General features: G+C 72.0%; 11 protein-coding genes. 5 read left to right on the forward strand and 6 right to left on the reverse strand.

Annotated elements, in window-relative coordinates:
• Positions 1–29: 29 nt before the first annotated feature.
• Positions 30–944 carry a LysR substrate-binding domain-containing protein gene (locus ACFY2L_RS07610; protein ID WP_390821761.1) on the reverse strand — a complete coding sequence of 305 codons (915 nt, stop codon included), beginning with the start codon at positions 942–944 and terminating at the stop codon, positions 30–32.
• Positions 945–1,084: 140 nt separating this feature from the next.
• Between ACFY2L_RS07610 and ACFY2L_RS07615 the strand changes: the two genes are divergently transcribed.
• Together ACFY2L_RS07615 and ACFY2L_RS07620 are read left to right on the forward strand one after the other, a co-directional pair.
• Complete coding sequence (locus ACFY2L_RS07615; protein WP_390658732.1) at positions 1,085–2,098, forward strand: bile acid:sodium symporter family protein; 1,014 nt, start codon at positions 1,085–1,087, stop codon at positions 2,096–2,098.
• Positions 2,099–2,180: 82 nt separating this feature from the next.
• On the forward strand, positions 2,181–2,708 hold the full coding sequence (locus tag ACFY2L_RS07620; protein ID WP_390821762.1) for an isochorismatase family protein: 528 nt from the start codon (positions 2,181–2,183) through the stop codon (positions 2,706–2,708).
• A gap of 72 nt (positions 2,709–2,780) precedes the next feature.
• Here ACFY2L_RS07620 and fdhD read toward each other — a convergent pair whose 3' ends face one another.
• From fdhD to ACFY2L_RS07645, 5 genes are read right to left on the reverse strand one after another with little or no spacing between them, the layout of a single operon-like run.
• Positions 2,781–3,629 carry a formate dehydrogenase accessory sulfurtransferase FdhD gene (fdhD, locus tag ACFY2L_RS07625; protein ID WP_390658730.1) on the reverse strand — a complete coding sequence of 283 codons (849 nt, stop codon included), beginning with the start codon at positions 3,627–3,629 and terminating at the stop codon, positions 2,781–2,783.
• Between the two features lie 7 nt (positions 3,630–3,636).
• A complete protein-coding gene (locus ACFY2L_RS07630) occupies positions 3,637–4,497 on the reverse strand; it encodes a 2Fe-2S iron-sulfur cluster-binding protein (protein WP_390821763.1) in 861 nt (286 codons plus the stop codon).
• Positions 4,494–6,317 carry an NADH-ubiquinone oxidoreductase-F iron-sulfur binding region domain-containing protein gene (locus ACFY2L_RS07635; RefSeq protein ID WP_390821764.1) on the reverse strand — a complete coding sequence of 608 codons (1,824 nt, stop codon included), beginning with the start codon at positions 6,315–6,317 and terminating at the stop codon, positions 4,494–4,496. The genes ACFY2L_RS07630 and ACFY2L_RS07635 overlap by 4 nt, the downstream gene beginning before the upstream one ends.
• A 4-nt stretch (positions 6,318–6,321) precedes the next feature.
• Complete coding sequence (locus ACFY2L_RS07640; RefSeq protein ID WP_390821765.1) at positions 6,322–8,241, reverse strand: molybdopterin oxidoreductase family protein; 1,920 nt, start codon at positions 8,239–8,241, stop codon at positions 6,322–6,324.
• Positions 8,238–9,209 (reverse strand): 2-dehydropantoate 2-reductase, encoded by a 972-nt coding sequence (locus ACFY2L_RS07645; protein WP_390658726.1) that lies wholly within the window; start codon positions 9,207–9,209, stop codon positions 8,238–8,240. Before ACFY2L_RS07645 ends, ACFY2L_RS07640 begins: the two co-directional genes overlap by 4 nt.
• Before the next feature lie 309 nt (positions 9,210–9,518).
• Here ACFY2L_RS07645 and ACFY2L_RS07650 point away from each other — a divergent pair, with 309 nt between their 5' ends.
• The 3 genes from ACFY2L_RS07650 (at position 9,519) to ACFY2L_RS07660 (ending at position 12,070) form a co-directional block, all read left to right on the forward strand.
• Positions 9,519–10,856, forward strand: coding sequence for an OFA family MFS transporter (locus tag ACFY2L_RS07650; RefSeq protein WP_390821766.1), 1,338 nt, complete (start codon positions 9,519–9,521; stop codon positions 10,854–10,856).
• Positions 10,822–10,959 carry a hypothetical protein gene (locus ACFY2L_RS07655; protein WP_390658724.1) on the forward strand — a complete coding sequence of 46 codons (138 nt, stop codon included), beginning with the start codon at positions 10,822–10,824 and terminating at the stop codon, positions 10,957–10,959. The genes ACFY2L_RS07650 and ACFY2L_RS07655 overlap by 35 nt, the downstream gene beginning before the upstream one ends.
• Before the next feature lie 172 nt (positions 10,960–11,131).
• Complete coding sequence (locus ACFY2L_RS07660) at positions 11,132–12,070, forward strand: beta-ketoacyl-ACP synthase III (RefSeq protein ID WP_390658723.1); 939 nt, start codon at positions 11,132–11,134, stop codon at positions 12,068–12,070.
• The last annotated feature ends 63 nt before the right edge of the window (positions 12,071–12,133 follow it).

Genomic DNA, 12,133 nt, shown 5'->3' on the forward strand with positions numbered 1-12,133 from the left:
GGTGTGTCGTACGCATTCGACGTGCCGGCTCAGCCCTCCCCGCCGCCCCGCGATCCGCCCCGCCGTCCGTGTCCCGCCGCCGGACGGCGTTGGAGGCGGTCCCCGCCCGCCAGGATCGCCGCCGCCAGCGCGTCCGCCGCGCCCTGCGCGGAGGCGCGCCGCCGACCGTGCACCAGGACGAAGTCCACCCGCCCCAGTTCCGGCAGTCCCGCCCGATCCGGGACGCGGACCAGGCCCGGCGGGACCAGGCCCCGCGAGTGCGCCATCACGCCGAGGCCGGCCCGGGCCGCCGCGATCAGACCGTTGAGGCTGCCGCTCGTGCACACGATCCGCCACGCGCGTCCCTGCCGTTCCAGCGCCTCCAGGGCGAGTGCCCGGGTGATGCCCGGTGGCGGGAAGACGATCAGCGGCACCGGACGCTCGGGGTCGAGGCGCAGGCGTTCGGCGCCGATCCACACCAGTTCGTCGTGCCAGACCAGTTCGCCGCGCGGGTCCTCGGGGCGCCGCTTGGCGAGCACCAGGTCGAGCTTGCCGGCGGCCAGCTGCTCGTGCAGCGTGCCCGACAGTTCCACCGTCAGTTCCAGGTCGACCTCGGGGTGGTCGTACCGGAAGCCCTCCAGGATCTCCGGCAGCCGGGTCAGGACGAAGTCCTCGGAGGCGCCGAAGCGCAGCCTGCCGCGCAGCCGGGTGCCGGCGAAGAAAGCGGTTGCCTGCTCGTGCACCTCCAGGATCCGGCGCGCGAAGCCGAGCATCGCCTCGCCGTCCTCCGTGAGTTCCACGGAGTGTGTGTCCCGGGTGAACAGGGTCCGACCGGTGGCGTCCTCCAGTCGCCGGACGTGCTGGCTGACCGTGGACTGGCGCAGCCCGAGCCGGCGCGCGGCCTGCGTGAAACTCAGCGTCTGGGCGACCGCGAGGAAGGTACGCAGATGGGAGGGGTCGTACACAGTCGACACCCTACTGGTCATCGCATACCGCGATCACAGTCAGAGCGGTATGACGGATTCCCGATCACGGACCCGAGGAGGACGATGGAGGGGGCCCCTCCGGGCCTCGAGGCAAGTCCGTCGAACGCACGTGGAGCACCGTGAAACGCCTGCAGTGGCCGAGCCGGATGCCGGTCGACCCCTACATCCTGCTGTTGCTCGGGACGGTCGGGCTCGCGGCACTGTTCCCGGCCCGCGACACCGCCGCCGACGTGGCCTCCGGCGCCTCCACGGCGGCGATCGCCTTCCTCTTCTTCCTCTACGGCGCCCGCCTCTCCACCCGGGAGGCACTGGACGGGCTGCGGCACTGGCGGCTCCACACCACCGTCCTCGTCTGCACCTTCGTGGTCTTCCCGCTGCTCGGCCTGGCCGCCCGCGGGTTCGTTCCGGTCTTCCTCACCCAGCCGCTCTACCAGGGGCTGCTCTTCCTCACCCTCGTGCCGTCGACCATCCAGTCGTCGATCGCCTTCACCTCGATCGCCCGCGGGAACGTTCCCGCAGCGATCTGCGCGGGATCCTTCTCCTCCCTGGTGGGCATCGTCGTCACCCCGCTGCTGGCGGCAGCCCTGCTGGGCAGCAGCGGAGGCGGCTTCTCGGCCGACTCCCTCGTGGAGATCGTGCTGCAGCTGCTGGTGCCGTTCACCGCCGGGCAGGTGCTGCGCCGCTGGATCGGCGGGTTCGTCACCCGGCACAAGAAGGTGCTGGGGCTGGTCGACCGCGGCTCGATCCTCCTCGTCGTCTACACCGCGTTCAGCGAGGGCATGGTCCAGGGCATCTGGCACCAGGTCAGCGCCGTCCGGCTCGGCGGACTGCTCGTCGTCGAGGCCCTGCTGCTCGCGGTGATGCTCACCCTGACCTGGTACGGCGGCAAGGCCCTGCGGTTCGGCCGGGAGGACCGGATCGCCATCCAGTTCGCGGGCTCCAAGAAGTCCCTCGCCTCCGGACTGCCCATGGCGAGCGTCCTGTTCGGCGCGCACGCCTCCCTCGCCGTGCTGCCCCTGATGCTCTTCCACCAGATGCAGCTCATGGTGTGCGCGGTGATCGCCAAGCGGCGGGCGCGGGATCCGCTGGAGGCGTCCCGGGGAGACGCGCGACGGGCGTCGGCGGCGGTGTGAGACACCGCCGAACGCGACCGGCACGACGGCCTGTTGATCCGGATGTCCGGTACGGAACGCTCACGGCGGATAACGTTCCGTCATGACCGCACCTCTCGTGCTCGCCCCCGCGCGCACCGCCCTCGTCCTCGTCGACCTCATGGACCGGATCGTCGCCCTGCCCCTGGAACCCCGCAAGGGCGCCGAAGTGCTGTCCGTCGCGAAGGAGTTGGCGGACGCCTTCCGCGCGGCCGGCGCCCTCGTCGTCCTCGTCCGCGTCGAACGCCCCGGCGTCGCCGAGCAGCCGCCCGGCAGCGCACTCGTCCACGGACTGCTCCGGGACGGCGACGTCGAGATCGTGAAGCGGACCATCGGCGCCTTCCAGGGCACCGGCCTGGACGAGCGGCTGCGCGCCCACGGTGTGACCACCGTCGTCCTCGGCGGCATCGCAACCAACCTCGGCGTCGAGTCCACCGCCCGCGCCGCCGGCGACCTCGGCTACGACCTCGTCTTCGTCGAGGACGCCATGGCCGCGCTCACCCGGGCCGAGCACGAGGCGTCGGTGAAACTGGACTTCCCACGGCTGGGAACCGTCGTGCGGGCGGCGCGGGTGCGCCTGGCGGCGGACTGAGGCGGGGCCCCCGCGGCGCAGGGGGCGCTCCCCGCCGGCCGGGGCCCCGCCGCCGTGCCGCGGGGAACCGGGTCACCCCCGGGCGGCCGCGGTCCGCAGGGCGATGCGGTCCTCACCCGCGTACACGTTCATGGAACCGCCCCGCAGGAAGCCCACCAGGGTCAGTCCCGACTCCGCCGCCAGGTCCACGGCCAGCGAGGAGGGCGCCGAGACCGCCGCGAGCACCGGGATGCCCGCCATCACGGCCTTCTGCGCCAGCTCGAACGAGGCCCGCCCCGACACCAGCAGGATCGTGCGCGACAGCGGCAGGTCGCCGTTCTGCAGGGCGCGGCCGACCAGCTTGTCCACGGCGTTGTGCCGGCCCACGTCCTCCCGTACGTCCAGCAGCCCGCCGTCCTCGGAGAACAGCGCCGCCGCGTGCAGACCGCCGGTCCGGTCGAAGACCCGCTGGGCCGCGCGCAGCCGGTCGGGGAGGCTCGCGAGCAGCTCGGGCCCGACGCGGAGCGGGGGAGTGTCGGCGATGGGCCAGCGGGCCGTCGTACGGACCGCGTCCAGGCTCGCCTTGCCGCACAGACCGCACGAGGAGCTGGTGTACACGTTCCGCTCGAGGGTGATGTCGGGGACCGTCACACCGGGGGCCGTCTTCACGTCCACCACGTTGTAGGTGTTGGTGCCGTCGGCGGTCGCGCCCGCGCAGTAGACGATGTTCTGCAGATCGGATACGGCGGCCAGGACGCCTTCGCTCACCAGGAAGCCGGCGGCCAGCGCGAAGTCGTCACCGGGCGTGCGCATGGTGATGGCGAGCGGCTTGCCGTTGAGCCGGATCTCCATCGGCTCCTCGGCGACGAGGGTGTCCGGCCGGGTGGAGACCGCTCCGTCGCGTATGCGGAGCACCTTGCGTCGTTCGGTGACTCGTCCCATGTGGTGATCAGCCCCGGTTCTGTACGTGCTGGTAGCCGAAGCGGCCCTTGATGCAGAGATTGCCGTGGGTCACCGGGTTGTCGTGCGGTGAGGTGACCTTCACGATCTCATTGTCCTGCACGTGGAGGGTGAGGTTGCAGCCCACGCCGCAGTACGCGCACACCGTCGTCGTCCGCGTCTGCGCCCGCTCGTCCCAGGTGCCCGCCTCCCGCCGGTCGAACTCGGACCGGAACGACAGCGCCCCCGTCGGGCACACCTCGATGCAGTTCCCGCAGTACACGCACGCCGAGTCGGTCAGCGGGGCGTCGTGCTCCACCGCGATCCGGGCGTCGAAACCGCGGCCCGTCACGGAGATCGCGAAGGTGTTCTGCCACTGGTCACCGCAGGCGTCGACGCACTTGTAGCACAGGACGCACTTGTCGTAGTCGCGGACGTAGAGATCGTTGTCGATCCTCGGTTCCTCGTCGAGCCGGGCGGCGTCCGGGCCGAAGCGGTCCGGCTTCGCCTCGTACTCCTTGATCCAATCCGCGACCTCCGGTGTCGTGGACAGGTCGACCGAGGACGCGAGAAGCTCCAGGACGATCTTGCGGCTGTGCCGGGCGCGTTCCGTGCCGGTCCGCACCACCATCCCCGGCTCGGCCCTGCGGGAGCAGGCGGGGACGAGGGTGCGCGCCCCCTCCACCTCGACCACGCACACCCGGCAGGCGTTCCGCGGCCGCAGGGTGTCGCCCTGGCAGAGCGTCGGGATGTCCTTCCCGGCCGCCCGGCACGCGTCGAGGACGGTCGACCCCTCGGGAACCCGGGCCCGCTCCCCGTCGATCGTGAACTCCAGCAGCCGGCGCGGGATCCCCAGCGGTGTCACGGTCATGCGTACGCCCCCAGACGGTCGATGGCGGATTCCACGGCGTTCCACGCGGTCTGCCCCAGACCGCAGATCGAGGCGTCCCGCATGGCGCGGCCGACCTCTCTGAGCAGGGCGATGTCGTCGGCCGCCGCCGCACCCGTGCGCTCGGCGATCCGGCGCAGCGCCTCCTCCTGGCGCACGGTCCCCACCCGGCACGGCACGCACTGCCCGCAGGACTCGTCGCGGAAGAACTCGGCGATGCGCAGCAGCAGACGGGGCAGCGGCACCGTGTCGTCGAAGGCCATGACGACGCCCGAACCGAGGGTCGTGCCCGCCTCGCGGGTGCCCTCGAAGGTGAGCGGGAGGTCGAGTTCGTCGGGCCGTACGAAGCCGCCGGCCGCGCCGCCGAGCAGCACGGCCCGCAGGCCCGGCCGCACGCCGGCCCGCTCCAGCAGCTCGCCCAGCGTCACACCGAAGGGAAGCTCGTACACGCCGGGGCGTTCGACGCCGCCCGACACGCAGTACAGCTTGGGGCCGGTCGACTTCTCGGTGCCGACGGCCGCGTACGCCGGTGCGCCCATGGTCAGGATCGGCAGGACGTTGACCAGGGTCTCGACGTTGTTCTCGACCGTCGGCTTGCCGAACAGGCCCTTCTCCACGGGGAACGGCGGCTTCGAGCGCGGCTCGCCCCGGTAGCCCTCGATCGAGTTGAACAGGGCGGTCTCCTCGCCGCAGATGTACGCGCCCGCGCCCCTGCGGATCTCGATGTCGAAGGCGTAGCCCTGGCCGAGGACGTCGTCGCCCAGCAGACCACGGGCCCGGGCCTGGTCCACTGCATATTGCATACGGCGTATCGCCCGCGGGTATTCGCCGCGCAGGTAGAGGTATCCGGTGTGCGCGCCGATCGCATACGCCGCGACCGTCATCGCCTCCACCAGCGCGTACGGATCGCCCTCCATGATCACCCGGTCCTTGAAGGTGCCCGGCTCGGATTCGTCGGCGTTGCACACCAGGTAGTGCGGGTGGTCGGGCTGGGACGCCGTGGCCTGCCACTTGCGCCCCGTGGGGAAGGCGGCGCCGCCCCGGCCGACCAGGCCGGAGTCGCCGACCTCGCGGATCACCCCGGCGGGGCCGAGTGCGAACGCCCGGCGCAGGGCCGTGTAGCCGCCGTGCGCCCGGTACTCGTCCAGCGACGCCGGGTCGACCACGCCGACGCGCCGCAGCAGGGTCAGCGAGGGGTCGCCGGCCTGCGGGACCGCCGATGCCGGCGGCGGCTCCTCGGCAGCGGAGTCGGGCGCGCTCGCGGCGCGGACGGCCGCCTCGACCGTCGCCGGCGCCGACACCGCCGTACGCACCGGGTCACCCGCCCTGATCGCGAGGGCGGCCGGGGCGCGTTCGCACAGCCCGAGGCAGGGACCGCGCTCGACGGACACGCCGCTGCCGGGGCCGAGCCGGGCTTCGGCTCCGGCGCACAGGTCCGCCGCGCCGGCGGCCGCGCAGGCGAGGTCCGTGCACAGGTGCAGCACGGTCGCCGGGCGCGGCCGCACGGAGAACATCGCGTAGAAGGTGGCGACGCCGTACGCCTCCGCCGGTGGCACGGTCAGCCGCCGGCACAGGTGGTCGAGGGCCCCCTGGCTGATCCAGCCGACCCGGTCGTTGATCGCGTGCAGCCCCGGCAGCAGCAGGTCACGGCGGCCCCGGGCCTCGCGCCCGCCGCGCGCCCACCGCAGATCGGGGTCCGTGCGGTCCGCGCCCTCCCACGCCGACCGGGGAGGACCGAGCAGGGCGTCGACGGCCGCCCGTTCCTCGTCCGTCGGCTCGCTGTCGCCGAAGTGCAGGTCCACACCATCACCTCACGGGGGTCGGGACGGGGAGCTTCTCGATCCGGATCGCCGACGCCTTGAACTCCGCCGTCCCCGCGATCGGGCAGTTGGCCTCGATCGTCAGCCGGTTGGTGTCCACCTCGTCGGGAAAGTGCATCGTCATGAACGCGAGCCCGGGCCGCAGCGCGGTGTCGATCCACACCGGCGCGACGACCGCCCCGCGCCGTGAGGCGACCCGCACCTCCTCGCCGGCCACGACCCCGTACCGTTCGGCGTCCTCCGGGCACAGCTCGAGGAACTCGCCGCGCCGCAGCGGGGAGGCGAAACCCCCGCTCTGCACACCGGTGTTGTACGAGTCCAGGCGCCGTCCGGTGGTCAGCCGGATCGGGTACTGCTCGTCGGTCAGGTCGACCGGCGGATCGTGCCGCACGATCCCGAACGGTGCCCTCCTGCCCCGGCGTTCCGGCTCGCTCTCCCACAACCGGCCGTGCAGATAGGAGGGTTCGAGCCGCTCGGTGCTCGGGCAGGGCCACTGGATGCCCTGGTGCTCCTCCAGGCGCTGGTAGGTCATGCCGTGGTGTGCGGGGGAGAGCGACCTGAGCTCGTTCCACACGGCCTCGGCGTCCGCGTACTTCCAGTCGTGGCCGAGGCGGGCCGCGAGCTCGCAGATGACGTCGATGTCCTCACGTGCCTCGCCCGGCGGTGTGAGCGCCCTGCGGACCCGCTGGACCCGCCGTTCGCTGTTGGTGGTCGTGCCGTCCGTCTCCGCCCAGCCGGCGGTCGCGGGCAGGACGACGTCGGCCAGCTCCGCGGTCCTCGTCAGGAAGATGTCCTGCACGACGAGGAAGTCCAGCCGCCGCAGGCGCCGTTCGGCCTGCTCGCTGTCCGCCTCCGACTGCGCCGGGTTCTCGCCGACGCAGTAGACGGCCCGCAGCGACCCCTCCTCCATCGCCTCGAACATCTCCGTCAGGTTCATTCCGTAGTGCGGCTGGATGACGGTGTCCCACGCCGACTCGAACCTCAGCCGGGCCCCGGGGTCGAGGATGTCCTGGAAGCCGGGCAGGCGGTTGGGGATGGCGCCCATGTCGCCGCCGCCTTGGACGTTGTTCTGGCCGCGCAGCGGCTGCAGTCCGCTGCCGTACCGTCCGACGTGCCCGGTCAGCAGCGACAGGTTGATCAGGGCGCGCACGTTGTCGGTGCCGTTGTGGTGCTCGGTGATGCCGAGGGTCCAGCACAGCTGGGCGCGCTCGGCGCGGGCGTAGGCGTGTGCCAACTCCCTGATGGCGGACGCCGGTACGCCCGTCACCCGCTCCGCCAGCGACAGCGTCCAGGGCTCGACGAGCGCTTTGTACTCCTCGAAGCCGGACGTCGCCCGCTCGATGAAGGCCTCGTTGGCCAGCCCCGCCCGGATGATCTCGCGGCCGATCGCGTGCGCCATCGGGATGTCGGTGCCGACGTCGAGGCCGAGCCAGCTCTCCGCCCATGCCGCGGTGGAGGTGCGGCGTGGGTCGACCGCGTACATCCGGGCGCCGTTCCTGATCCCCTTGAGCACGTGCTGGAAGAAGATCGGGTGGGCGAAGCGGGCGTTGGAGCCCCACATCACGATGACGTCGGTGTGCTCGACCTCCTCGTACGACGACGTCCCGCCGCCCGAGCCGAAGGCCGCCGACAGCCCCGCGACGCTGGGGGCGTGGCAGGTGCGGTTGCAGGAGTCGACGTTGTTGGTGCCCATCACGACCCGGGCGAACTTCTGCGCCACGTAGTTCGTCTCGTTGGTGGCCCGGGCGCAGGAGAACATGCCGAACGCCTCCCGGTTGCGCCCCAGTCCCCGGGCCGCGCGGTCGAGGGCCTCCTCCCAGCTCGCCTGCCGGAAGGGCTCGTCGCGGGAGTCGCGGACCAGGGGACGGGTGAGCCTGGTGTAGGTCTTCGGTTGCCGTTTCCTCATGCGGCGCTCCTCAGTGCGAGCAGGTCCGAGATGGCGTGCACGGTGCGCAGGGTGGGCACCGGCACGCCGGTGATCTCCGCCAGTTCGACGACCGCCGCGAGGAGCACGTCGAGTTCGAGCGGCTTGCCGCGCTCCAGGTCCTGGAGCGTGGAGGTGCGGTGGTCGCCGACCCGCTCCGCGCCGGCGAGGCGGCGCTCGACGGAGACGCCCACCTCGCAGCCGAGGGCCTCGGCCACGGCCAGGGTCTCGCGCATCATCGTCTCGATGACCCGGCGGGTGCCGCCGTGCAGGCACATCTGCCGCATGGTGGCGCGGGCCAGGGCGCTGATCGGGTTGAAGGAGATGTTGCCCAGCAGCTTGAGCCAGATGTCGTTGCGCAGGTCGGGTTCCACCGGGCACTTGAGGCCGCCCGCCGTCATGGCCTCGCTGAACCGCGTGCACCGCGCCGAGACGCCACGGCCGGGCTCGCCGACCGAGAACCTGGTTCCTTCCAGGTGCCGTACGACGCCCGGCGCCTGGAGTTCGGCCGCCGCGTACACGACGCAGCCGACGGCCCGTTCGGGCGCGAGCACCGCACTGACCGCGCCGCCGGGGTCCACGCTCTCGACGCGATGGCCGTCGTAGGGGCCGCCGTGCCGGTGGAAGTACCACCAGGGGATGCCGTTCTGGGCGGCGATCACCGCCGTGGTGTCGTGCAGCAGCGGCTCGATCAGCGGCCCGCACGCCGCGTAGGAGTGGGCTTTCAGACCCAGGAAGACGAAGTCGACCGGGCCGATCTCGGCCGGGTCGTCGGTCGCGTGGGCGCGGGCGGTGAAGTCGCCGCGCGGACTGTGCACCCGCACCCCGTCCCGCCTCATGGCCGCCAGATGCGGTCCACGGGCGACGAGGTGCACGTCGGCGCCCGCGCGATGGAGCGCTGCACCGACGTAGGCGCCGATCGCACCGGCGCCGAGGACTGCGACTTTCATGGTGAGGGAGCTCCGTTCGGTCGAGGGTACCGAGGAACTGCCGAACTCTGTCGACTGAATATTGTCTACAGTATGGTGCTGAAGGCGGCAAGAGTGCGCGCAGCGCCGCCGACGCGGGTGGCACACCGAGGCGTCGGCCAAGCGCAGTCGGGGCGGGTTCCCGTGGCGACCGTGTGCGGTGTCTCAGGACGCCGGTTCCACGAAACCGGCCGGCACCCGACCGTTCGGCGCATCCCGCATACCGTTCATCGCATACGGTCGACGCGCCGCCTTCTCAACCCCCTTGATCCTTCCTACCGTTCGGGACTCATGAGCCCCCCTGTCGCGCCGCCCGGCTGGAGCCGCTGGCTCGTGCCCCCGGCCGCCCTCTCGGTCCATCTCTCCATCGGTCAGGCCTACGCCTGGTCCGTCTTCAAGCCGCCGCTGGAGTCGGCGCTCGGCCTCAGCGGCACCCAGAGCGCGCTGCCCTTCCAGGTCGCCATCGTCATGCTCGGCCTGTCCGCCGCGTTCGGCGGCACGCTCGTCGAGCGCAACGGACCGCGCTGGGCCATGACGGTCGCCCTGGTCTGCTTCTCCTCCGGCTTCCTGATCTCCGCGCTCGGCGCCGCCACCGAGCAGTACTGGCTGATCGTCCTCGGCTACGGCTTCGTCGGCGGCATCGGCCTCGGCATCGGATACATCTCACCGGTCTCCACCCTGATCAAGTGGTTCCCGGACCGGCCCGGCATGGCCACCGGCATCGCCATCATGGGCTTCGGCGGCGGCGCACTCATCGCCTCGCCCTGGTCGGCGCAGATGCTGGAGTCCTTCGGCGCGGACCACTCCGGGATCGCGCTCGCCTTCCTCGTGCACGGGACGGCGTACGCGGTCTTCATGACCCTCGGCGTGCTGCTGGTGCGCGTGCCGCGCACCGCGCGGTCCACAGCCGCGGCGGGACCGGCCGCTGTCACGGGCGTGCAGGTCTCGGCGCGTTCCGCGGTGCGCACCCCGCAGTTCTGGTGCCTGTGGGTCGTCCTGTGCATGAACGTCACCGCCGGCATCGGCATCCTGGAGAAGGCCGCCCCGATGATCACGGACTTCTTCGCCGGCACCTCCACACCGGTGTCGGTCACGGCCGCCGCCGGCTTCGTCGCCCTGCTGTCCGCGGCCAACATGGCGGGCCGCATCGGCTGGTCCTCCACCTCCGACCTGATCGGCCGCAAGAACATCTACCGCCTCTACCTGGGCGCGGGCGCGCTGATGTACGCCCTCATCGCCCTGTTCGGCGACTCCTCCAAGCCGCTGTTCATCCTGTGCGCCCTGGTGATCCTCTCCTTCTACGGCGGCGGCTTCGCCACGATCCCCGCCTATCTGAAGGACCTGTTCGGAACCCACCAGGTGGGCGCCATCCACGGGCGGCTGCTCACCGCCTGGTCCACGGCCGGCGTCCTCGGCCCGCTGATCGTGAACTGGATCGCCGACCGGCAGGAGGAGGCCGGCAGACACGGCTCGGACCTCTACTCCCTCTCCTTGTTCATCATGATCGGACTGCTCGCCGTCGGCTTCGTCGCCAACGAGCTGGTCCGCCCCGTCCACGCCCGCCACCACGTCCCCGCCCCGAAGGAGACCGCCGATGTCGCAGCCCGGCAGCAGCCCGAGTCCGCCTGACCGGCGGCCGCTGATCGCGTTCGCCTGGCTGTGGGTGGGCGCGCCGCTCGCCTACGGGCTGTACGAGCTGGTGCAGAAGGCGACGAAACTGTTCACCGGGTAGCCGTTCGCGCTGCTCATGACCAGGCGTTCGGAAACTGTTCGGGCGTCCGAGGGCTAGAGGGAAGCCGACAACCCAGGCGTCCGTTTCCTGTCGCAACACCTGTCCCCGTACCCGTGAGTCACTGATCAGACTGGTGGATCCCGCTACCCACGGCAACGAGGGGGACCCCCCAATGAACGGCTCGCGCATCGCCGCCGTCGGCCACTACCAGCCCGCCAGGGTGCTCACCAACGAGGACCTGGCGGGCATGGTCGACACCAGTGACGAGTGGATCAGGAGCCGGGTGGGCATCCGGACCCGCCACATCGCCGGTCCCGACGAGCCCGTGGACGAGCTGGCCGCGCACGCCGCCGCCAAGGCGCTCGCTGCGGCCGGACTCGCCCCCTCCGACATCGACCTCGTGCTGGTCGCGACCTCCACCGCGGTCGACCGCTCGCCCAACATGGCCGCCCGGGTCGCCGCCCGCCTCGGCGTGCCGAGTCCGGCCGCCATGGACGTCAACGTCGTGTGCGCCGGCTTCACCCACGCCCTGGCCACCGCCGACCACACCGTCCGCGCGGGCGCCGCGACCCGTGCGCTGGTCATCGGGGCGGACAAGATGTCCGAGGTGACGGACTGGTCCGACCGTACGACGTGCGTGCTCGTCGGTGACGGGGCGGGCGCCGCGGTCGTCGAGGCCTCGGAGGAGCCCGGTATCGCGCCCGTCCTGTGGGGATCCGTGCCCGAGATGGGGCACGCGGTGCGCATCGAGGGCCAGCCGGCGCGGTTCGCGCAGGAGGGCCAGAGCGTCTACCGGTGGGCCACCACCCGGCTGCCGCCGCTCGCCCGGCAGGCCTGCGAGCGGGCCGGCCTCGTCCCCGAGGACCTGGCCGCCGTCGTCCTGCACCAGGCGAACCTGCGGATCATCGAGCCCCTCGCGCAGAAGATCGGCGCCGTCAACGCGGTGGTCGCCCGCGATGTCACCGCTTCGGGGAACACCTCCGCCGCCAGCATCCCGCTCGCCTTCTCCAAGCTCGTCGAGCAGGGCGCGATCTCCACGGGGGACCCGGTGCTGCTGTTCGGCTTCGGCGGCAACCTCTCGTACGCGGGGCAGGTCGTACGCTGCCCGTGAGCGGCGTGCTCCCGGTCGGGCTCCCGGTGGTGTGACGCGTCCGAACCGGACCGTGGACTGGCT

Source organism: Streptomyces sp. NPDC001381 (assembly GCF_042895685.1).
In the GTDB taxonomy this organism is placed as follows: Bacteria; Actinomycetota; Actinomycetes; order Streptomycetales; family Streptomycetaceae; genus Streptomyces.